Annotated in this window: 19 protein-coding genes; 10 read left to right on the top strand and 9 right to left on the bottom strand. The window is 64.5% G+C overall.

Translation table 11 applies throughout. The annotated features are described in order from the left end of the window. Positions 1-150 precede the first annotated feature (150 nt). On the bottom strand, positions 151-579 hold the full coding sequence (locus tag ACNJX8_RS19625; protein WP_128933403.1) for a PaaI family thioesterase: 429 nt from the start codon (positions 577-579) through the stop codon (positions 151-153). Positions 580-664: 85 nt separating this feature from the next. Here ACNJX8_RS19625 and ACNJX8_RS19620 point away from each other — a divergent pair, with 85 nt between their 5' ends. The 4 genes from ACNJX8_RS19620 to ACNJX8_RS19605 all read left to right on the top strand — a co-directional run bounded on the left by ACNJX8_RS19620 (position 665) and on the right by ACNJX8_RS19605 (position 3,978). Continuing rightward, on the top strand, positions 665-1,489 hold the full coding sequence (locus ACNJX8_RS19620) for an enoyl-CoA hydratase (protein WP_176945864.1): 825 nt from the start codon (positions 665-667) through the stop codon (positions 1,487-1,489). A gap of 19 nt (positions 1,490-1,508) precedes the next feature. Beyond that, complete coding sequence (locus tag ACNJX8_RS19615) at positions 1,509-2,093, top strand: CoA-binding protein (protein WP_091893390.1); 585 nt, start codon at positions 1,509-1,511, stop codon at positions 2,091-2,093. A 139-nt stretch (positions 2,094-2,232) separates the two neighbouring features. Beyond that, on the top strand, positions 2,233-3,513 hold the full coding sequence (locus ACNJX8_RS19610; RefSeq protein ID WP_128933401.1) for an O-acetylhomoserine aminocarboxypropyltransferase: 1,281 nt from the start codon (positions 2,233-2,235) through the stop codon (positions 3,511-3,513). A 120-nt stretch (positions 3,514-3,633) separates the two neighbouring features. Then, a complete protein-coding gene (locus tag ACNJX8_RS19605; protein WP_128933400.1) occupies positions 3,634-3,978 on the top strand; it encodes a hypothetical protein in 345 nt (114 codons plus the stop codon). Here ACNJX8_RS19605 and ACNJX8_RS19600 read toward each other — a convergent pair whose 3' ends face one another. Continuing rightward, the gene (locus ACNJX8_RS19600; RefSeq protein ID WP_439361715.1) at positions 3,979-5,061 is read right to left on the bottom strand and encodes a COX15/CtaA family protein; all 1,083 of its coding nucleotides are present in this window, start codon (positions 5,059-5,061) and stop codon (positions 3,979-3,981) included. Between the two features lie 93 nt (positions 5,062-5,154). Between ACNJX8_RS19600 and ACNJX8_RS19595 the strand changes: the two genes are divergently transcribed. Next, a complete protein-coding gene (locus ACNJX8_RS19595; protein ID WP_027529931.1) occupies positions 5,155-5,376 on the top strand; it encodes a DUF2842 domain-containing protein in 222 nt (73 codons plus the stop codon). 17 nt (positions 5,377-5,393) lie between these two features. Here the strand turns inward: ACNJX8_RS19595 and ACNJX8_RS19590 are convergent, their stop codons facing one another. Continuing rightward, positions 5,394-6,437: a polysaccharide deacetylase family protein gene (locus ACNJX8_RS19590; RefSeq protein ID WP_439361713.1), complete on the bottom strand. Its 1,044-nt coding sequence runs from the start codon at positions 6,435-6,437 to the stop codon at positions 5,394-5,396. Positions 6,438-6,563: 126 nt separating this feature from the next. Here ACNJX8_RS19590 and ACNJX8_RS19585 point away from each other — a divergent pair, with 126 nt between their 5' ends. Next, positions 6,564-7,745, top strand: coding sequence for a GNAT family N-acetyltransferase (locus tag ACNJX8_RS19585; protein ID WP_439361712.1), 1,182 nt, complete (start codon positions 6,564-6,566; stop codon positions 7,743-7,745). Between the two features lie 170 nt (positions 7,746-7,915). Here ACNJX8_RS19585 and ACNJX8_RS19580 read toward each other — a convergent pair whose 3' ends face one another. After that, the gene (locus tag ACNJX8_RS19580; protein WP_439361711.1) at positions 7,916-10,162 is read right to left on the bottom strand and encodes a GumC family protein; all 2,247 of its coding nucleotides are present in this window, start codon (positions 10,160-10,162) and stop codon (positions 7,916-7,918) included. A 203-nt stretch (positions 10,163-10,365) separates the two neighbouring features. Here ACNJX8_RS19580 and ACNJX8_RS19575 point away from each other — a divergent pair, with 203 nt between their 5' ends. From ACNJX8_RS19575 to ACNJX8_RS19565, 3 genes are all read left to right on the top strand, one after another. Beyond that, on the top strand, positions 10,366-11,499 hold the full coding sequence (locus ACNJX8_RS19575) for a glycosyltransferase family 4 protein (RefSeq protein WP_439361710.1): 1,134 nt from the start codon (positions 10,366-10,368) through the stop codon (positions 11,497-11,499). A 118-nt stretch (positions 11,500-11,617) separates the two neighbouring features. Continuing rightward, positions 11,618-13,168 carry an undecaprenyl-phosphate glucose phosphotransferase gene (locus ACNJX8_RS19570; RefSeq protein ID WP_439361709.1) on the top strand — a complete coding sequence of 517 codons (1,551 nt, stop codon included), beginning with the start codon at positions 11,618-11,620 and terminating at the stop codon, positions 13,166-13,168. Positions 13,169-13,323: 155 nt separating this feature from the next. Further along, the gene (locus ACNJX8_RS19565) at positions 13,324-14,577 is read left to right on the top strand and encodes an O-antigen ligase family protein (protein WP_439361708.1); all 1,254 of its coding nucleotides are present in this window, start codon (positions 13,324-13,326) and stop codon (positions 14,575-14,577) included. On the opposite strand, the gene ACNJX8_RS19560 is transcribed toward ACNJX8_RS19565, so the two are convergent. Continuing rightward, the gene (locus ACNJX8_RS19560; RefSeq protein WP_164935052.1) at positions 14,552-15,022 is read right to left on the bottom strand and encodes a MarR family transcriptional regulator; all 471 of its coding nucleotides are present in this window, start codon (positions 15,020-15,022) and stop codon (positions 14,552-14,554) included. The two genes, ACNJX8_RS19565 and ACNJX8_RS19560, sit on opposite strands and share 26 nt — an antisense overlap. A gap of 147 nt (positions 15,023-15,169) precedes the next feature. Here ACNJX8_RS19560 and ACNJX8_RS19555 point away from each other — a divergent pair, with 147 nt between their 5' ends. Next, on the top strand, positions 15,170-16,366 hold the full coding sequence (locus ACNJX8_RS19555) for an FAD-dependent monooxygenase (RefSeq protein ID WP_439361707.1): 1,197 nt from the start codon (positions 15,170-15,172) through the stop codon (positions 16,364-16,366). Between the two features lie 103 nt (positions 16,367-16,469). On the opposite strand, the gene ACNJX8_RS19550 is transcribed toward ACNJX8_RS19555, so the two are convergent. From ACNJX8_RS19550 to ACNJX8_RS19535, 4 genes are all read right to left on the bottom strand, one after another. Continuing rightward, complete coding sequence (locus ACNJX8_RS19550) at positions 16,470-17,639, bottom strand: IS481 family transposase (protein WP_128936665.1); 1,170 nt, start codon at positions 17,637-17,639, stop codon at positions 16,470-16,472. Between the two features lie 133 nt (positions 17,640-17,772). Continuing rightward, the gene (locus tag ACNJX8_RS19545; RefSeq protein WP_439361706.1) at positions 17,773-18,951 is read right to left on the bottom strand and encodes a saccharopine dehydrogenase family protein; all 1,179 of its coding nucleotides are present in this window, start codon (positions 18,949-18,951) and stop codon (positions 17,773-17,775) included. 9 nt (positions 18,952-18,960) lie between these two features. Beyond that, on the bottom strand, positions 18,961-19,743 hold the full coding sequence (locus tag ACNJX8_RS19540; RefSeq protein WP_439361705.1) for a DUF169 domain-containing protein: 783 nt from the start codon (positions 19,741-19,743) through the stop codon (positions 18,961-18,963). A gap of 56 nt (positions 19,744-19,799) precedes the next feature. Further along, a complete protein-coding gene (locus ACNJX8_RS19535; protein ID WP_439361941.1) occupies positions 19,800-20,567 on the bottom strand; it encodes a YdcF family protein in 768 nt (255 codons plus the stop codon). Positions 20,568-20,700: the final 133 nt, after the last annotated feature.

Below are 20,700 nucleotides of genomic sequence, written 5' to 3'. Positions count from 1 at the left end.
ATTTCCGTGAGGGAGACATCGGCGCGAACACCGCACCGGACTGGGCGGGTTTCTAGAGAAGAGAGGCGCAGCGGTCAATGCCCCAAGACGGAATTTATATTCGTAGAATCAATAACTTAAAAATATGGTGCTATATTACCTGCAAAAAGCTCAAACATTTGGAATGGAATAGGTCGAGGTGACATGCGCGATTGGGTCGGCTGATGTGCCCGACAGGAGATTCACCTCCCCCACTGCCAGGCGCTTGCCGAGCTTGAGCAGTCGGGCCTCGGCCAGCACGTCCTGCCCGGGCTGGCCCTTGCGCAGGAAGTTGATGTTGAGATTGGTGGTGACCGCCAGCCCGATCGGCCCGATCGCCGACAGAAGCACCACGTACATGGCGAAATCGGCCAGCGCCATCAGCGTCGGTCCGGACACGGTTCCACCCGGTCGCAGCATCCTTTCGCTGTAGCGCTGGCGCAAAAGGCAGGTCTGGCCATCGGCGCTTTCGATCGTGATGTCATCGCCGCTGAAGGCCTGGGGAAACTCGTCACGCAGAAACTGCTCGACCTCCGCCACGCTCATTTTCGCCAATGCCATGCTGTTCCCACCCTCGCTTCGCTTGCCCTGTTACATTAAGTTATCTGCATCATCCAATTGCAATAATCCAACTGGAAACGCTTCGATGTCCGCCCAGGCCGCCCGTGCCCCCTCCCCGCAACCGCCGATCCTGCTGCGCGAGATCGTCGGCAGCGTCGCCGTTCTCACGCTGAACCGACCAGCCGCGCGCAACAGCCTTTCGGAGGCGATGATCGGACAGCTGCATGCGAGCCTCAATGCGATCGCGGAAGACAAGCACATCCGTGCGGCCGTCATCGCAGCCAACGGCCCGGCTTTTTCCGCCGGCCACGACCTGAAGGAACTGACCGCGCGCCGCACCGATCCGGATCGCGGCCGGGCTTATTTTGCGCAGATCATGACGGCGTGCAGCGCCATGATGCAGGCGATTGTGCGCCTGCCCAAGCCCGTGGTCGCTGCCGTCCAAGGCATCGCCACCGCGGCGGGCTGCCAGCTCGTGGCAAGCTGCGATCTGGCGATCGCCTCGGAGGCGGCGAGCTTCGCCACGCCCGGCGTCGACATCGGCCTGTTCTGCTCGACACCGATGGTGGCGCTGTCGCGCAACGTGCCGCGCAAGCAGGCGATGGAGATGCTGCTGACGGGCGAGCCGATCCCGGCCGCGCGCGCCCGCGAGATCGGCCTCGTCAATCGCATCGTCCCCGCCGGCACCGAGCGCGAGGCCGCGATTGCGCTCGCGCAGCAGGTCGCACTGAAATCTGCCTACACCGTCAAGCTCGGCAAGGAGGCATTCTATCGCCAGGCCGAGATGAGCCTTGCCGAGGCCTATCGCCATGCGGCAGAGGTGATGACCGAGAACATGATGGCGCGCGACGCCGAGGAAGGCATTGGCGCCTTCATCGCAAAGCGTACGCCGACATGGCGGGATGAATGACAACAAGAAAAGATATGAGATGAACCACGACGCCTATCCCGACAATTACATCCGCGGCATCCTCAACAGCGTGAAGTCGATCGCGATGGTCGGCGCCTCGCCGGTCAACGTGCGGCCGAGCTACTTTGCGTTCAAATATCTGGCGCAGCGCGGCTACGACATGATCCCGGTCAATCCCGGACACGTCGGCAAAGAGCTGCTCGGAAAGCCCTTCGTCGCCTCGCTCTCAGACATCGGCCGTCCGATCGACATGATCGACATTTTTCGCAACTCCAGCCACATCATGCCTGTGGTCGAAGAGGCGCTCACGCTCGATCCACTGCCGAAGGTGATCTGGATGCAGCTTGGCGCGCGCGACGACGCTGCGGCGGCGAAGGCAGAGTCCGTCGGTATCAAGGTGGTGATGAACCGCTGTCCCAAGATCGAATACGGCCGCTTGTCGTCTGAGATATCCTGGATGGGCGTGAATTCACGCACGCTCAGCTCCAAGCGCGCTCCGGTACCGACGCAAGGCATGCGGCTATCCCTCAATCGGATGAGTGTCGGCGGTGGCGACACCGCGGCATCAGATCGCGCCGCCAAAAACAAGACCGAGCAAAGCTGACGCGATCGCGTAGGATTCATTTCGCGATCGCGACAATGCGTAGCACGATCGTTTTCGATGTGAAGCCGCAGCTTGACGGCGGACGCCGTGCCGATCAGCATGCCGCGCGAATTCAGACCAAGAGAACAGGACGCCCTCAATGAGCGATCGCCTTCCGGGATTTTCCACGCTCGCCGTGCATGCCGGTGCACAGCCCGACCCCACCACCGGTGCGCGCGCAACTCCGATTTATCAAACGACGTCTTTCGTGTTCAACGATGCCGACCACGCCGCCTCGCTGTTCGGCTTGCAGGCGTTCGGCAACATCTATACCCGCATCGGCAATCCCACCAACGCGGTGCTGGAGGAGCGTGTCGCTGCGCTCGAAGGCGGCACGGCCGCGCTCGCGGTGGCCTCGGGCCATGCCGCACAGGTCGTGGTGCTGCAGCAATTGCTCCAGCCCGGCGATGAATTCATCGCAGCGCGAAAGCTCTATGGCGGCTCGATCAACCAGTTCACGCATGCGTTCAAGAGCTTTGGCTGGAACGTGGTGTGGGCCGACCCCGATGACATCGTAAGCTTCGAGCGCGCGGTGACGCCGCGCACGAAGGCGATCTTCATCGAGTCCATCGCCAATCCCGCCGGCAGCATCACCGACATCGAGGCGATCTCGACGGTGGCGCGCAAGGCCGGCGTGCCGCTGATCGTCGACAACACGCTCGCCTCGCCCTATCTGATCCGCCCGATCGATCATGGCGCGGACATCGTCGTGCACTCGCTGACGAAATTCTTGGGCGGCCATGGCAATTCGCTCGGCGGCATCATCGTCGATGCCGGCACCTTCGACTGGTCCATAGGCGGCAAATATCCGATGCTGTCGGAGCCGCGGCCGGAATATCACGGCATTCGCCTCCAGGAGACCTTTGGCAATTTCGCCTTCGCGATCGCCTGCCGCGTGCTGGGCTTGCGCGACCTCGGACCGGCGCTCTCCCCGTTCAACGCCTTCATGATCCTGACCGGCATCGAGACGCTGCCGCTGCGCATGCAGAAGCACTGCGACAATGCCAAGGCGGTCGCCGAATTCCTCGCCGGCCATCCGGCGGTGGCCTCGGTCAGCTATGCAGGCCTTCCGAGCGACAAGTACAATCAGCTCGCGCGCAAATACGCGCCGAAGGGCGCGGGCGCCGTGTTCACCTTCAGCCTCAAGGGAGGCTATGACGCCGGTGTCAGCCTGGTGTCGAAGTTGCAGCTGTTTTCGCATCTGGCAAACGTCGGCGACACCCGCTCGCTGGTGATCCACCCGGCCTCGACCACGCATAGCCAGCTCGACGACGCCGCCAAAGTCAGGTCCGGCGCCGGCCCTGACGTGGTGCGGCTCTCGATCGGCATCGAGGACAAGGAAGACCTGATCGCGGATCTGGAACAGGCGCTGGGCGCTTAGTTCTTGTCATTCCGGGGCGGAGTACAAAGCCGCCCCGGATTGATCGCTTCAGTTAATAGTCATTAACCACATCTGCCGCATACATCGTCTTTGGATCGCCCCTTTGATTCGGAGCCGACGATGCTGCGCTGGATGGTGCCTGCCCTTGCGGCGATGCTGACGGTTTCAACGGCGCTGGCTGCCGATCTGCCGGCCACGCCGAAGCGGCGCGCCGCTGTTCCGCCGCAGGAAGCACCAAGAGTCTATGTCGAGACCGATCCGGATGCGCTGATCTCACCGGCCTATGGCATCGGCAGCTACATCCGCAACCTGCCGGGCACCCCGCTGCTGCCCGGCTCGCACACATTGCCGGGCTATTACGGTCGCCCCTGGGATTACGATTATCAGGGCTCGTATTACGGCGGGAAGCAGGTCGACTATTTCTGGCGCCTGCCTTACGCGTGCGGAGTCTACGGCTATTGTTGATCAGCTGGCCTGACCCAGCGGAACACCGCGCGGCCGCACCTCAGTCAACTGCCGCGAGGCCAGCCGCTCCGTCTGCATCACCGCGAGTGTCAACACGACGATCGCGACCGCCTGATGCGCCAGCGCCAGTCCAATCGGAACCTGGTTGAGCAGCGTCAGGATGCCGAGCACCGCCTGCAGGCTCACCGCAGCAAGCAACCAGAGCGCGCCGCTTGCCGCCGCACCTGCGCGCGAGCGCACCGCGTCGATCGCGTGCAGCGCCGCCAGCACGAACAGCGCATAGGCGGTCACACGATGCTCGAACTGCACCGTCAGCACATTGTCGAACAGGTTGCGCCACCACGGCGTCTCGAACCACAGCCGATCCGCCGAGGGAATGAACGCACCATCAATCTGCGGCCAGGTGTTGTAGGCGCGCCCGGCCCGCAGACCCGCGACCAGGGCACCGAAATAAATCTGCACGAAGGTCACAACGAGGAGCAGCGCGCTCGTGAACCTCAACCGCGCCGGCACGGCGATCTGCGGCCGCTCCTTGAGCCGCCGCACCGTCCAGACGATGCCGGCGAAGATCAGAAGCGCGAGCATCAAATGGGTCGCCAGCCGATATTGCGACACCTCGATGCGTTCCGACAGGCCCGAGGCTACCATCCACCAGCCGACCGCGCCCTGGAGGCCGCCGAGCGCGAACAACAGCCACAGCCGCCGCTTCAGCTCACCCGGCAGCCCGCCGCGCCACAGGAAGAACAGGAACGGCAGCAGATAGGCGACGCCGATGAAACGGCCGAGCAGCCGGTGGCTCCATTCCCACCAGAAGATCTCCTTGAACTCGGACAGGCTCATGCCGGCGTTGAGCTCGCGATATTGCGGGATCCTCTTGTAGGCCTCGAACGCCTCGGTCCACTGCGCCTCGGTCAGCGGCGGCACGCTGCCCGTGACTGGCTTCCATTCGACGATCGAGAGGCCGGATTCCGTCAACCGCGTCGCGCCGCCGACCAGCACCATCAGCGCGATCAGCGCGGCCACGGCGATCAGCCACATGCGCACGGCGCGATGCGGTTGGGACGGGGCGGAAATCGTCGTCATTGGGAGCAAAAACCAGGCTTGAACCAGACTGCGCGCCCCTTATAGTCCCCCGCTCCCGCAGCGCAAGTTACGCGAAAGCCGCAACATTCCGCCATGACGATCCGCACCCGCAAGTTCCTCGGCGCCATCCTGCTCCTGGTGCTGGCCACGGTCTGGGCTCTGCTCGGCATGGCGCTGGCGCAGATGCCGTGGATCGCCGAGTCCGGCTGGCGGCAGGCGATCTACTACGTAGTCGTCGGCATGGGTTGGGTGCTGCCGGCGATGCCGATCGTGAGCTGGATGCAGCGTCCCGATCGCGCCAAATCCAGCTCGTAGCGGCTAGCTCGTAACGTCTAGCTCCTGGCGCTTCCCGTCGGTTTCACCGGCGCAAAGGCAACGCCTGACATCAGCACGCGCATCCTGCGCAACGATTGGATCCGGCCGTCCCAGGAGATCCGCGGCAGCGCGCGCAAATTGGTGCGTCCCTCCGCATCCACGATACCAGGGATCGTCGACACGGCGCTGGCAAAGCCGGCCTCCTCCGCCATCACGACGTGGCTGCGCCGAAACGAAGAGCGATCGCCGAACGGAAAGGCGAGATGCCTGATCTCGCGGCGGAAGGCCGCTTCCGCGACCGCCTTGCCCATCGTCATCTCGCGGAGCGCGGCCGCATCCTTCATGTTGGCGAGAACGGGATAGTTTACGGTCGCGCTACCGATCGTGACGAGCGGATCGGCGGCGAGCTTGGTCAGGTCTTCCCAATCCATCGACGCTTCGCGTGAGAGCGCGGCGAGGTCTATTCGGTAGCGCGTGCAGAGATCGGCGATCGCCGCTGACAGATCCGCCGGCGGCAGCGAACGCAGCCAGCCCTCGAGATACGAAAACACGGTCTGCTTCTCGGCATTGTCAGTGATGGTGAAGCGCTGCTCCTGGTTGTCCATGATCAGGCTGATGCGGCTCTCGCGCGCGATCATCCGTTCGAGCGCGAGCCACCAGGCTTCGCCGACGCCATCGGGGAACGCGGTCGGCACATAGATCGTGAACGGCACAGCGTGGCGCGACAGCACCGGATAAGCGAAGTTGATGAGATCCTTAGTGGCGCCATCGAAGGTCAGTGCCACGAAGCGCCGCTTCTCCGGCAGCGTCACCGCGCGGCGGCAGACCTCGTCCATGCCAAGGAAATCGTACTTCCACTGCTTCAGCGCGCGAATGGCGCGATCGAGGAACTGCGGCGTGATCTCGTGCTGGCCTAGCGGCTGAAATCGGCCACGCCGCCGCGGCCGCACATGCGCGAAGCGCAGGATGGCGCCGGCACCACGGCTGCGCAGCGCAGCCTGACCGCTGAACCAGGCCAGCTCGAGCCGCAGACGCGCCGGCCATCTCTCGTCGGATGCCAAGGTCTACACCTCCCTCCGGCGCCTGTTCCCCCCGCCTATTATCATTACCCTTTGTTGACACTTCTTTGCAAAGGTCGGCCACGGGCCGAAATACGCATATTTTTGATTTCTCGACAGGTTTCGCGAATGACCATGGCTGCGGCGATGCAAAGCCGGACGGCAGATGCGCCAGCGCGGTCGAAAACGAGCCGCATCGCCCAGGTCGACATCGTCACCGATCTCGGCGAGGCCGAGGCGGCCTGGCGCGCCTTCGAGGAGAGCGGCCACCTCTTCACACCCTATCAGCGCTTTGACCTGCTCGCTCCCTGGCAGCAGCTGGTCGGCGAACGCGAGGGCGCCCGCCCCTTCATCGTGATCGCCCGCGACCCCGAGCAACGGCCGCTCCTACTGCTGCCGTTGTCACTGCGCCAAAGCCATGGCGTGCGCACGGCCTGCTTCATGGGCGGCAAGCATACCACCTACAACATGGGCCTGTGGAGCGCCGAATTCGCGGCTCACGTCGTCCTCGCGGATCTCGATGCGCTGCTTGCGCCGCTGCACGAGCATGTCGACGTCCTCTCGCTGACGCAGCAACCCAAGCGCTGGAACGACCAGCAGAACCCGTTTGCGCTGCTGCCGAAGCAGAGCTCCGTCAACGGCTGCCCGTTGCTGGCGATGGAGCCGGCCGGACCGCCCACATCGCGGATCAGCAATTCCTTCCGTCGCCGCCTCAAGAGCAAGGAGAAGAAGCTCCAGGCCCTCGCCGGCTACCGCTACCACCTTGCGACCGAGGATGCGGACATCGTGCGCCTGCTCGACTGGTTCTTCCGCGTCAAGCCGGCGCGGATGGCGGAGCAGAAGCTGCCGAACGTCTTCGCCGAACCGGGCATCGAACAGTTCATCCGCAGCGCCTGCCTTGCCCGGCGCGGAGACGGACGCGTGATCGACATCCACGCGCTCGAATGCGACGAGGACGTGATCGCGATTTTCGCCGGCGTCGCCGACGGCCAGCGCCTCTCGATGATGTTCAACACCTACACGATGTCGGAGCACGCCCGCTACAGCCCGGGCCTGATCCTGATGCGCTACATCATCGATGGCTGCGCCGAGCGCGGTTATTGCTCGCTCGACCTCGGCATCGGTTCGGACGACTACAAGCGGATGTTCTGCAAGAACGACGAAGACATTTTCGACAGCTTTGTCCCGCTGACCTCACGCGGAAAGCTCGCGGCGATGGCGATGTCCTCACTGAGCCGCGGCAAGCGAATGGTCAAGCAGAACCAGATGCTGTTCGACTTGGCGCGTACGTTGCGGCAGGCGTTCGGGTAGCAATTCTCCGCTTGCGAGCTGCCCTGCTCCCGCAAAGGAAAGTATCGTAGGGTGGGCAAAGCGAAGCGTGCCCACCACTTCTGTTGCGGTATTGGATCGATGGTGGGCACGGCGCAAGCGCGCCTTTGCCCACCCTACGATTCCGAGCGCGCGGAGAGAGAAAGAAAAGCCTATGCCGCCACGACGCGCGGCGTCTCCATCGCATCCGACGGCTGCACCGGCTTGCTCAGCATCGTCACGTCGCTGAAGCCGACCGCCCTCAGCTGTTCGCACATCAACGTACGCGCATCCGCTGCCATCGACGCCTCAGGCACCACGACGGCGCGGGCATGGGTCGTCAGCAATTCTGCCGGCAGGTCGGAGGCGCTGCCGGCATCGAGCAGCACGTGGTCGTAAGCGCGGAGCAGCGCATCGATCGCGAGCGTCACCCGCGGCGACTGCAGCAAGCTGCGATCGAAGCCGGGGCGGCCGGCCATGACCAGATGCAGCCGCGACAGCTTGTCCCGGGTGATGATTTGCGCGAAAGACGCTTCGCCCTGCATCAGCTCGGCAAGGCCAGACGCAGAGGCATCGACAGCCACCGCGGCAACGGTCGGCGAGGACGCGGCAAGATCGACCACGACGACGCGAGCGTCACGCGCGAGATGCCGGGCGAGCGTCAGCGCCGTGAGCGTGATCGATGCGCCGGCCGCGGTGCCCAGCACCGTGATCTTCTTCGCCGCCGCGCCCGCTGCGCGCAGGCGCTCGGCCAACTGCTCGATCTCGGTGAATTCGGTGATGTCGGCCTCAGCCGTCATCGCTGGCTGAAGCGGCCCCGGCTCGTCGACGACCGGATCGACCATCGGCTCGACCACCGGCTCATGACGCACCGCCACCCGCGACGGCAGGATCGCACCCACCGCGCGCGGCGCGGTCTGGCGCAACAGCTCGCCGGTGACGACGACACCGGACGACAGCAGCAGCGTCGCGATGGTCGCGATCAGCACGATCGGCAGCTTCTTCGGATAGGCCGGCGTGTTCGAGACGATGGCGCGCGAAATGATGCGGCCATCCGTCGGCGCGGTATCGATGGTCTCGCGGGTGTTGGCCTCGCGGTACTTGGCGAGATAGGTTTCCAAGAGGTCGCGCTGCGCCTTGGCTTCGCGCTCGAGCGCGCGGAGCTGCACGTCCTGGCCGTTGGTGGATGCCGCCTGCTTCTTGAGCTGCTCGAGACTCGTCGTCAGCCCGTCGACCCGGCCGCTGGCGATTCGAGCGTCGTTTTCGAGCGAACGCGAAATCTTGCCCGCTTCGTCGCGGATCTGGTTGTCGAGATCGCCAAGCTGCGCCTTCAACTCCTTGATCCGCGGGTGATTGCCGAGCAGCGTGGACGACTGCTCGGCGAGCTGCGCGCGCAGCGTCACCCGCTGCTCCGACAGCCGCCGCATCAATTCGGAGTTCACCACCTCCGATGCCTCGATCGGCTTTCCGCTCTGGAGCATTTCGCGGATCAGCCGCGCCTTGGACTCTGCGTCGGCCTTGATCGAGCGCGCGTTGTTGAGCTGGGTATTGATCTCGCCCATCTGCTGGTTCGACAGCGTGGTGTTGTTGGTGCCGACGAACAGGCTCGACTTGGAACGAAAATCCTCGACCCTGGCCTCGGCGTCGGAGACCTTCTTACGCAAATTCTCGATCTCGCCGGCGAGCCACTGGCTGGCGTTCTTGGCCTGCTCCTGGCGCACACCCTGCTGGAGCACGAGATAGCCGTCGGCGATGGAGTTGGCGACACGCGCGGCGAGCTCGGGATCGGCGGACTGGAATTCGACCACGATCACGCGCGACTTGTCGACGGCGTAAGCCTGGAGGCGCTCGTAATAGGCATCCAGCACGCGCTCTTCCGGCGTCATCGAGAACGGATCGCGGCCGATGCCGACCAGCGCCGCCAGCGATTTCAGCGGCGAGATGCCTTGCAGCACCGGATCGAATTCGGGTCGCTCCGCGAGCTTGTTCTTCTTGATGATCTCGCGCGCGAGATCGCGCGACAGCACGAGCTGCACCTGGCTGGTGACGGCTTCGGCGTCGAGCGCCTGCCGCTCCTCGGTGCGATCGCTGTTCGGGCGCAGGAACACGTTCTCGCGGCCGTCGATCAGGATGCGGGCTTCGGACTTATAGCGCGGCGTGACGAGATTCACGACGGCGATGGATGCGACGAGCACCAGCACCGTCGGCACGACGATCCAGCCGCGTTTGCGCGTCAATGCCGCGCCGAGCGCGTGCAGGTCGATGTCGCCGGATTGGATTTGCGCCTGCTTCACGACAACGGGCGCAGGCCCTGCTTCAATCTTGGCTTCGATCTTGGGCGCGACTTCGGCTTTGGACTTCGAGACAGCCCGCTCGATCACAGCCTTGTCCTTGCCGGCACGCCAGAACGCTAAACGCATCGAACACTCCCGCAGGGCAACGCTGCGACTCTATCTCAACCGGAGCGATTACACTCCATTAAGGTTGCCGCTGGGTTAATCGCAACGTCCGGCGACCGGCGCACGCGCGCTCGTCACCGTTTGTTAACCACGAGGCCCCTTAATCCATCTCGATTATTTCGCGAGAATTGTTCGGTAGCCGCCGTCGAGCGCTGGTTTTGATCATGCCCCCCTCTCCCGACCGGCCGCTTCGCATCCTGCACGCCGTGCGCGCACCCGTTGGCGGCATCTTCCGCCATATCCTCGACGTCGCCAATGGCCAGGTCGACCGCGGCCATCATGTCGGCATCCTCGCCGACAGCCTCACCGGCGGCGAGCGCGCCGACAAGGCGCTTGCCGAGTTCGCGCCGCGGCTGAAGCTCGGCGTGCACCGGCTGGCGATCCACCGCGAACCGTCACCTGGCGATGTTCTGGTGTGGCTTCGCATGCGGCGCCTGATCGCGACGCTCAAGCCTGACGTCATGCACGGCCACGGCGCCAAGGCCGGCGCCTTCATCCGCATGCGGCGGCGCTCGGACGATACCATCCGCATCTACACCCCGCACGGCGGCTCGCTGCACTATCCTCTCAACACCTTCAAGGGCGAGTTCTACGCGCGGCTCGAACGCACGCTGATGGACGCGACCGACCTGTTTCTGTTCGAGAGCGCCTTTGCCCGCGACACCTATCAACGCATCGTTGGCGCGCCCAAGGGTGTGGTGCATTGCGTCTTCAACGGTGTCACGCCGGAAGAGTTCGAGCCCGTCGTGATCGCCGACGATGCCACCGACCTCGCCTATGTCGGCGAGTTCAGGCACATCAAGGGCGCGGATCTGCTGGTCGATGCCGTGGCGCGCCTGCACGAGGGCGGCAAGAAGGTCACGCTGACGCTCGGCGGCGATGGCGAGGAAACCGCGGCGCTGAAGGCTCAGGTCGAGAGACTCGGCCTCTCCAGCGCGATCCGCTTCATCGGCCACGTCAAGGCGCGCTACGGCTTCTCCAAGGGGCGGCTGCTGGTCGTCCCCTCGCGCGGCGATTCCATGCCCTATGTCGTGATCGAGGCGGGCGCGGCCGGCATTCCCATGATCGCGTCCCGCATCGGCGGCATTCCCGAGATCTTCGGGGCGGAGAGTCCGGCCCTGTTCGCGCCGAGCAATTCCGAGGCCATGGCCGAGGCGATCGCTGCCGCACTCGACGATCCCCAAGCAACGGCGCAGCGCGCGGCCGCCTTGCGCGCGCGCATCTCGGCGCATTTCTCGCAAGCCGCGATGGTCGACGGCGTGCTCGCCGCCTATCGCGACGCATTTGCCAATCATTAACCATCCTTAAGCCCGCTTTAGAAAATCTTCCGATTTGTTCGATAATCGAAGGCCCAGGGGATGCTTGCCCGGGCGCGCAAGGCCGCGCCGCGGGGCTTTGGAATGGACGTGGACGCCCGTGGAACCGCTCAACGCACGCTCGATGCTCGATGCCGCGGCCAGCGCCGCGGCGACGCCCGCTGCCCAACCCTTTGTGGAGCGCCGCCGCCGGCTCTCGCCCGCTGCGCTCGAGGTCGTCAATCAGAAGGTCGCCCGCGCCTATTCGCCGATCGTGATCGCCGGCTTCGTCCGCCTGGCTGACTTCGCGCTGCTCAGCCTCGTCGGCATTGCGCTCTATGTCGGCTATGTCATGCCGCTCGCCGGTGCCTTCAGCTGGGTCTATCCTGCGGAGATCATCGCGGTGGCGGTCGCTGCCGTGGTTTGCTTCCAGGCCGCCGACATCTATCAGGTGCAGTTGTTCCGCCGGCAGCTCCGGCAGATGACGCGGATGATCTGGTCGTGGTCGGTCGTCTTCCTGCTGTTCATCGGCATCTCGTTCTTCGCCAAGTTCGGCAGCGAAGTGTCGCGGCTGTGGCTTGCCGCCTTTTACTTCCTCGGGCTCGCCGCCCTTATGGCCGAGCGTCTCGTCCTGCGCTCGCTGGTGCGCGCCTGGGCGCGCGAAGGTCGGCTCGACCGCCGTACAATCATCGTCGGCTCCGACAGGAACGGCGAGCAGCTCGTCGAGGCGTTGAAGGCGCAGGAGGATTCCGACATCCACGTGCTCGGCGTATTCGACGACCGCAACGACAGCCGCGCGCTCGACACCTGCGCCGGCGCGCGCAAGCTGGGCAAGGTCGACGACATCGTCGAGTTCGCCCGCCGCACCCGCGTCGACCTCGTGTTGTTCGCACTGCCAATCTCGGCGGAGACGCGCATCCTGGAGATGCTGAAGAAGCTCTGGGTGCTGCCGGTCGACATTCGCCTCTCCGCACACACCAACAAGCTGCGCTTCCGTCCCCGCTCCTATTCCTATCTCGGCGAGGTGCCGACGCTGGACGTGTTCGAGGCACCGATCACCGACTGGGATCTGGTGATGAAATGGCTGTTCGACCGCGTCGTCGGCAGTCTCGCGCTGCTCGCCGCCCTGCCGGTGATGGGATTGGTGGCGCTGGCGGTGAAGCTCGACAGCCCCGGCCCGGTGCTGTTCCGCCAGAAGCGTTTCGGCTTCAACAACGAACGGATCGACGTCTACAAGTTCCGCTCGATGTACCACCATCAGGCCGATCCGACCGCCTCGAAGGTCGTGACCAAGAACGATCCACGCGTCACTCGCGTCGGCCGCTTCATCCGCAAGACCAGCCTCGACGAGCTGCCGCAGCTCTTCAACGTGGTGTTCTCCGGCAATCTCTCGCTGGTCGGCCCGCGTCCGCATGCGGTGCAGGGCAAGCTGCAGAGCCGCCTGTTCGACGAAGCCGTCGACGGCTATTTCGCCCGCCACCGGGTCAAGCCCGGCATCACCGGCTGGGCCCAGATCAACGGCTGGCGCGGCGAGATCGACAATGAAGAGAAGATCCAGAAGCGCGTCGAGTTTGACCTCTATTACATCGAGAACTGGTCGGTGCTGTTCGACCTCTACATTCTCCTGAAGACGCCGATCTCGCTGCTGACCAAGAACGAGAACGCGTATTGAGTTGTGGTCATGCCCCGGTTTGACCGGGGCATCCAGTACTCCGCAGCGCCATTCGTTTTCCGCAATAGGCGCCGCGGAGTACTGGATCGCCGGTCGAGCCGGGCGACGACAGCGGTATTTGTGGCGTACCAGTAGCGTAAGCGTATGAGCGTGTGATGGCCTATGCGGCGACAGCCGATGAAGTGAAATTAGCCGCACCGGCTGCGCCCGGCGTGCTGGCCCTGCAGCGCGCGCTGGTGTGGCTGGTCGGCGCGTCCGGCGCGATCGTGTTCATCGAGCCGAGCCCCTACGAGATCGCGACGCTGCTCGCGACCGTCTTCTTCTTCGCCACCGGCCTGCGGCTGAGGCTCGCGCTGATGCCGCTGGTCGCGCTGCTGGTCCTGCTCAATGTCGGTTACACGATCAGCGCGATCCCGCTGTTCGAGCAGTCCGAGGTGGTGAGCTGGATCGCGACATCCTGGTACATGGCGGTGACCGTGGTGTTCTTCGCGATGGTCACCTCCGAGGATACGGCGGTCCGGCTCGACATGCTCCGCCGCGGGCTCGTGGTCGGCGCCATGGTCGCCTCGCTATTGGCGGTCGCCGGCTACTTCCACCTGGTTCCCGGCGGCAACGACCTCCTCACGCTCTACGGACGCGCACGCGGCACGTTCAAGGACCCGAACGTGCTCGGCGCCTTCCTGATCCTGCCGGCACTGTTTGCGCTCCAGAGCGTGGTCTCCGACAAGCTCGGCAAGGCCTTCCGCAACGTCATCGCCTTCGGCATCATGTCGCTGGCGATCCTGCTCGCCTTCTCCCGAGCCGCCTGGGGCGGGCTGGTGCTGACCTCCGCCTTTATGCTGGCGCTGATGGTGCTGACCAGCCGCACCAACGCGCAGCGCTCGCGCATCATCATCATGGCGATCGTCGCCGCGGTGCTGGGGCTGGCGCTGATCGCAGCACTGCTGTCATTCGACTCCACTGCCGAAATGTTCAAGCAGCGCGCCAGCTTCGACCAGAGCTACGACGAGGGCCGCTTCGGCAGGTTCGGCCGCCACATCCTCGGTGCGGAGATGGCGCTCGACCTGCCGTTCGGCATCGGCCCCCTGCAATTCCATCGCTACTTCCCCGAGGACACCCACAACTCCTACCTCAACGCCTTCATGTCCGGCGGCTGGCTCTCCGGCGTGTGCTATCCCGCGCTGGTCTTCACCACCCTCATCATGGGCTTCCGCCACATCTTCGTCCGTGTGCCCTGGCAGCGCGCCTATCTCGCGATATTTTCAGCCTTCGTCGGCACTGTCGGCGAAAGTTTTGTGATCGACACCGACCACTGGCGGCACTTCTGGATGATGCTGGGCGCGATGTGGGGCATGATCGCGGCCGCGCAGGTCTACAAGACGGCTAGCGACGAAGCTTCTTCAGCTTGAGAGCGGGCCGCTTTTCCGGCGGCGTGTCGAGCAGGCTCTTGAGCGCCTCTGTGGCCGCGAGCACGCCCTTGTAGCCATCATTGGCGAAGCGTAGCAGCAAGCGCAATTCCTCGTCGGAATAGCCGCCGAACACCTTCTCCATCGCCTGCTGCATCGGCACGTAGAACTGACCGATCTTCATCGCCGCGTCCGGCACGACCGCGATGAAAACCTTCCGGCGATCGGTCTCGTCCCGCTCGCGGCGCACCAGCCCTGCCTTCTCGAGCCGGTCGACCACGCCCGTGATGGCGCCCGTCGTGAGGCCCGTGACCTCGGCGAGCCGGCCCGCGGTGACGCGGCCTTCGAGATAGAGGATGTCCATGCATTCGAGGTCGGAATTGGCAATTCCGGCAACGTTCGCAACGGTCTGACCATAGAGCACGCCCTGCGCGGACGACCTGCGCATCGCCGCCTCGAGCTCCTGCAACAACGCCGTGCGCGCCTTCGTCCTTGACAAGGTCGGCCTCTTCTCTTACTCGATGTACATCTTAGTTGCTAAGAGATTTAGCAACCGTAATTTCTCCTAGCACCACGGAAACCTCGGGAGCAAGCCATGTCCAGCCGTCCCCGCAAGGCCTTGATCATCGGCGCCGGTATCGCCGGGCCCGTGGCCGCCATCCTGCTGCGCCGCGCCGGCATCGAATCCGCGATCTATGAGGCTTGGCCCTATTCAAAAGGCATCGGCGGCGGCCTCCAGATCGCGCCGAACGGCATGCACGTCATGGACGAGATCGGCCTCGCGAACGAACTGATCAGCCGCGGCTCGGTCGCGGAATCCTTCGACTTCTATTCGCAGCGCGGAGAACGGCTCGGCTCGATCAACCGCGACTTGGCGCGGCGCTTCGGCCAACCGGCCGTGAACGTCTGTCGCGCCACGCTGAACGAGATCCTGATCGACAAGGCCTGGTGCGCCTGCGTCTCGCTCTATTTCGAGAAGCGCCTGATCAAGATCGAGGACCGCGGCGACCAGCCGATCATCGCCTACTTCGCCGACGGCACCACGGCCGAAGGCGACTTCCTGATCGGCGCCGACGGGGTGCACTCGGTGGCGCGCCGTCAGGTGCTGCCGGACGGACCGCAACCGTTCAACACCGGACTGATCGGCTTCGGCGGCTTCGTCCCGCACGCGGTGCTCGACGGCAGGCCGATCGGCCGTCACGTCGAGACCACGTTCGGACAAAGCGGCTTCTTCGGCTACGGCTATTGCAGCCCCAATCCGAACGACGGCGTGATGTGGTGGAGCACGCAGCCGGCGCACGGCATGGACGCCACGATGTTCCGCGCGCTCGACCCAGCGACGCTGAAGCAGCATCTGCGCGGTTTCCACCGCGGCTGGCACGATCCGATTCCCGACATCATCGAAGCGGCCGAGAACATCGTCGTCACCGATACGCTCGACGTCGCGACCTTGCCGACCTGGTCGCGCAAGCGCTCGCTCTTGATCGGCGATGCCGCGCATGCGACCAGCCCCCATGCCGGCCAGGGCGCCTCGCTGGCGCTCGAGGATGCGATGCGGCTCGCGCGGCTGATGCACGAGGGCCAGGAGCTCAGCGCCACCTTCCAGGCTTTCGAGGCCGAGCGGCGCCCGCGCACCGAAAAGATCGTCGCCATGGCCCGCCGCAACGGCAACAGCAAGCGCGAGTTCAGCGCGACCGGTGCGTGGATCAGAAATCAGATGCTGAAATGGCTGCTACCGCTGGGCGCCAAGGGCATGGACTTCATGTACGCCTATGACGCGCGGGCGGTGTGACGGCGGACGTTGTCATGCCCCGCGCAGGCGGGGCATCCAGTACGCCGCGGCCTCTCGATTCAATCACACCGTCTCTGGAATACTGGATCGTCCGGTCAAGTGTTCAGCCCGGGGACATGACCGACGGGTGTTCGGGGACATAGCCGACACTTTCTCCGCTCGCCAAGTCGATGATAGCGATTTGGTGGGCGGCAAAGAAGATCCCGTATTGCGCATCGTTTGCCGAGGGGCGGATGGCGAGGCGCTCGCCACGGAAGGCCTGTGGCACTTTCCACAGACGTCCCTTGAAGCTGACATAGGCCTTGGTCGTGGAGACGCGGCGCACGATCTCATGGCTGTCGTATTCGACCTGTGGCAATCGATCGGGCATTGGTCGCTGGCTGGGCCGATATCGACTGGCCGGGACCTGTTGTCCGAGCGCCTCGTGTGGCCGTTCGAAGTTGTAGACTTCCCGCCAGGCGTCGAAGGCACGCTGCGTCTCTGCGAGATCGCGGAACTGTCGCAGTGCGAACACCTCAGCCGCGAGGGTGCGGTGGAATCGTTCATTCTTGCCGCGGCTTTGCGGGTGATATGGGCGGCTGCGGATGACGGCGACGCCAAGCTTGAGCAGCCACACCGAGAACCGTGTCCATCGCTCGCCGGAAGGATCACCCCAGGGCGAACCATTGTCGACGAAGAAGGCCTCCGGGAGCCCGTAGTGGCGAAAGGTCTTCTCCAGGCGGCTGCGCACGGTATCTGTGCGTTGATCGGCACAGGCCTGCAGACACAGATCATAGCGGGAGTGGTCATCCACCACCGTCAGAGGATGGCACTGGGTATCATTGCCGAGCCGAACCCAGCCTTTGAAGTCCATCTGCCACAACAGATTGGGGGCCGGCATCTCGAAACGCTGGCTTGCCATCGGGCCGCCGATCGGAGGCTTGATGCGGCCAGACCGACGCAAGATCTGATGAACTGTTGAGACTGCTGGCGAACGCAAACCATTGCGCTCCAGGCAGTGAGCTATCTTGCGAGCTCCCCATGCCGGATGGGCATCGCGCACCGCGAGAATACGTGCCTCGAGCTCGCAATCGGTCTGTCCCGGGCTCGCATGCGGTCGGCGCGAGCGGTCGTTGACATTCTGATCCGCTTGCCATCGGGCAAGCCACTTGTAGCCCGTGTCGGGATGGATATTGAACCGCCGGCAGAGCTCCCGCCGGTTCGCTCCCTCCTGCATCGCAAGCCGCACGAACTCCCGCCGCTGATCCATCACCGACACCTCTCGCCAGGGCATGGACTTGGCCTCCTTTACCGCCAAATCCCTGCACTATGATGTGTCGGCTATGTCCCCGAACACCCGTCGGTCATGTCCCCGGGCTGAACATCAAGCCGGACGATGACACCGTGGTTGTGATGCGCACCCGCGCTCACGCTTCCACCTCGAACGTCAGCCCCGCATTGTCACGCAGCCGCTTGATCAGCTTGTGCTGCATCGCTGCGCCCGGGGTCCAGAAGCCGGCCGGAACGTCGGCCGCATCGCGCAGCAGGCAGATCGCACATTCGGAGATCATCTTCGAGGTCGAGCCGTAGCCGGGATCGCGGTCGCCGGTGACGCCGGCGCGCACCTGTCGGCCGTCCGGTGCGATGGCAACATAGAGCAGATTGAAGAGACCGTTCTCGCGCTCCTCTTTCGATGGCCCCTCACCCGGCTTCGGCGCGTTCGGCCCGGTCTTCTCGGCATTGGCCGCCATCACGCGCTTCGCGTTGGCCTCGCCCTTCTCGCCGGGACCGGTCAGAACCATCTCGTCGTAGACGAAGTCCTTGCCGTAGGGAAAGCCCATCAGCATGTTGGAACGATGCACATTGCGGGTGTTGATCAGCGCCATCATGAACGGCGCGGCCCAGGATTGCAGATCCTCCTCATAGGATGCCCTGTTACCCTTCGGCTGCTTCGGACCGGTGAAGCCCGGCGTCAGCGCAAAATGATCGTTGAGAATGGCGACAAGACTGAGGTCCTTGGCAACCGCATCGAAGGTCGCTTTCGCACTCGCCGCGGTGCCGCCTGACAGCGTGCCCCGCATGTCGCGCACGCGGCCCTTCACGCGCGCGGCCGGCGCGCCGAACACGCGTTTGGCCTCTTCCTGCACAAAGAAGGTGCCAAGCTCGAACGGTACGGAATCATAGCCGCAGGAAAACACGATGCGCGCGCCGCTCGCCTTGGCCGCCGCATCGTACTTGTCGATCATCTGCCGCATCCAGACCGGCTCGCCGCAGAGATCGAAATAATCGGTGCCGCCGGCGACGCAGGCCGCAAGCAAACCCTCGCCATAGAATTGGTACGGACCGACCGTCGTGATCACCGACTTGGTCTGCGCCGTCATCGCCTTCAGCGATGCTGGATCGGCCGCATCCGCCACGATCAGCGGCGTATCCACGGGCGCGCCGATCGCCTCGCGCACGGACTTCAGCTTGTCGAGGCTGCGGCCCGCCATCGCCCATTTCAGCGCCTTGTCGTCCTTGTAGTGCGCCGCCAGATATTCGGCGACGAGCTGGCCGGTGAAACCGGTCGCGCCATAGACGACGATGTCGAATTTCGCAGAGCTCATGATCGGCCTTTACTTTTTCGCGTAGCTCACGCCCATGCCGGCGCGGACGTCGCTTTGAATGCCATAGGGCGGGATCGGATAGCGCAGGCCGTTCTTAGCCAGCGCCTTCATGCCCTCAATCGCCTTCGCAAGATGCGAGGGCTTCAAGGCCATCAGCATCTCCTCGTCCGGCACGCCGCCATAGCGCCGTTCGGCATAGCATGGCAAGGACAGGCTGGGCTCGCCGGACTTGAGCGCCCGCCCCCAGGAATCCGCGCAGGCGGTCTCCCCGACTACGCCCCATTCGAACTTCTTGTAGCCGGTATATTGCAGCCCGTTGATCAGGATGATCATCTGCCCGGGCGTCGCATAGACGAGGCAGATGTCGGGCGGATCGAGCCGGCCGCTCGCCAGCGGACTGACGGCGAGCGCCTGATACTGCCCGAACGGCACCACGTCCAGCGCCTCCTGGCGCTTGCGCGCATCTTCCGCCGTGCCGTGCCACACGCCGACGTAATTTTCGCCGGCGAGCCATTTTTCATCCTGCGGCGCAAGGCCGATCACCGCGCGGCATTGCGCGCCCACGAGATCGTCGGCCGTGATGCCGACGGTCCATCCCAGACGCGCGGCCATGCTGACGATCTGATCGGTGGTGTGGATCGCGTTCGGCCGCCGGATTTTTGGGATCGCCTCCATGTCCGCGGCACGCGCGAACAGTTTCATGCCGATCACCGTCGTCTTCAGCCGCAGCAGGCTGTTGAGATCGGCGACGAGGCCGGCAAGATCGATCCTGTCCGCACTCTGCTGTTGCATGGCGTCCTCCGAGCCGGCGATCGCGCGCCGTCTGTTCTTGTTCTACGGCTTTCGTTCTAGTCCTTGGCGGGCCCCGGAAGCAACTCGCCGGTCCTGCCCATCAGGCGGTAGGCCACGAGGCCAATCCACTCGCGCACGGCGACGTCGGTTCGGCCAAGGCCGTCCGCACCCATATTGGTGAAGGAGAAGAGATCGTCACGCCCGCCCATTCGCCAGTCTACCGGATAGGCTTCGACGTCAAATCCGGCCTTGCGGAAGATTCCCATCGAGCGCGGCATGTGAAAGGCCGACGTCACCAGGAGCCAGCGTTCGCCCGGCTTCGGTGACACCAATTGCTTCGTGAAGATGGCATTCTCCCAGGTGTTGCGGGAGTCCCGCTCGAGGATCAGGCGTTCCTTCGCAATGCCGGCATTCTCCAGGACTGGCGCGGAATAATCAGCTTCCCTCGCGTTGGTCGAGACCAGGTTCGACGTGCCCCCGGTGAAGACGATGCGCGCATTGGGATAGCGGCGGGCGAGCTCGGCCGGCGCAAACAGACGATCGGCCGCGTGGGCGACGACCGGCGTGCGATGCGCCGCCGACAGATCGGTGTCGACCGAGCCGCCGAGCACGATGATGCCATCGGGCGCACCGCGCGACGGATCCCAGGGCGCAAAGCGCGACTCCAGCGGATAGATCAGGAGATTGCCCAGCGGCGAGAACGCGGCGAGCGCGAGCAGAACCAGCGTCGTCACGGCGAGCTTGCGGCCGAGCGCGGCAAAGCGCGTCGCCATCAGCATGACAGACAGGATTCCGAGCTCGGCCAGGAGATTGATCGGCAGCAGCGCGACGCCGAGGGTCTTGGAAAGAGCGAAAAACAGGGGAGCCTCGCTGAAATGATCGTGCCTGTCATGCGCGGGCTTGACCGGCCCGGCCTTCTTCAGAAATCTTCTTGAAAGAGGATCGATCGTCGGGTCA

The organism is Bradyrhizobium sp. SPXBL-04, assembly GCF_051853035.1.
Classification (GTDB): domain Bacteria; phylum Pseudomonadota; class Alphaproteobacteria; order Rhizobiales; family Xanthobacteraceae; genus Bradyrhizobium; species Bradyrhizobium zhanjiangense.
This window is presented reverse-complemented; position numbering and strand designations above follow the sequence as displayed.

Coding starts and splice junctions, on each gene's coding strand:
- ACNJX8_RS19565 (WP_439361708.1), top strand. CDS start 13,324: ATGGCCTATGCGGCGACAGCCGATGAAGTGAAATTAGCCGCACCGGCT.
- ACNJX8_RS19560 (WP_164935052.1), bottom strand. CDS start 15,022: ATGCGCAGGTCGTCCGCGCAGGGCGTGCTCTATGGTCAGACCGTTGCG.
- ACNJX8_RS19585 (WP_439361712.1), top strand. CDS start 6,564: ATGACCATGGCTGCGGCGATGCAAAGCCGGACGGCAGATGCGCCAGCG.
- ACNJX8_RS19595 (WP_027529931.1), top strand. CDS start 5,155: ATGACGATCCGCACCCGCAAGTTCCTCGGCGCCATCCTGCTCCTGGTG.
- ACNJX8_RS19625 (WP_128933403.1), bottom strand. CDS start 579: ATGGCATTGGCGAAAATGAGCGTGGCGGAGGTCGAGCAGTTTCTGCGT.
- ACNJX8_RS19605 (WP_128933400.1), top strand. CDS start 3,634: ATGCTGCGCTGGATGGTGCCTGCCCTTGCGGCGATGCTGACGGTTTCA.
- ACNJX8_RS19550 (WP_128936665.1), bottom strand. CDS start 17,639: ATGCCCTGGCGAGAGGTGTCGGTGATGGATCAGCGGCGGGAGTTCGTG.
- ACNJX8_RS19555 (WP_439361707.1), top strand. CDS start 15,170: ATGTCCAGCCGTCCCCGCAAGGCCTTGATCATCGGCGCCGGTATCGCC.
- ACNJX8_RS19620 (WP_176945864.1), top strand. CDS start 665: ATGTCCGCCCAGGCCGCCCGTGCCCCCTCCCCGCAACCGCCGATCCTG.
- ACNJX8_RS19580 (WP_439361711.1), bottom strand. CDS start 10,162: ATGCGTTTAGCGTTCTGGCGTGCCGGCAAGGACAAGGCTGTGATCGAG.
- ACNJX8_RS19610 (WP_128933401.1), top strand. CDS start 2,233: ATGAGCGATCGCCTTCCGGGATTTTCCACGCTCGCCGTGCATGCCGGT.
- ACNJX8_RS19615 (WP_091893390.1), top strand. CDS start 1,509: ATGAACCACGACGCCTATCCCGACAATTACATCCGCGGCATCCTCAAC.
- ACNJX8_RS19540 (WP_439361705.1), bottom strand. CDS start 19,743: ATGCAACAGCAGAGTGCGGACAGGATCGATCTTGCCGGCCTCGTCGCC.
- ACNJX8_RS19600 (WP_439361715.1), bottom strand. CDS start 5,061: ATGACGACGATTTCCGCCCCGTCCCAACCGCATCGCGCCGTGCGCATG.
- ACNJX8_RS19575 (WP_439361710.1), top strand. CDS start 10,366: ATGCCCCCCTCTCCCGACCGGCCGCTTCGCATCCTGCACGCCGTGCGC.
- ACNJX8_RS19545 (WP_439361706.1), bottom strand. CDS start 18,951: ATGAGCTCTGCGAAATTCGACATCGTCGTCTATGGCGCGACCGGTTTC.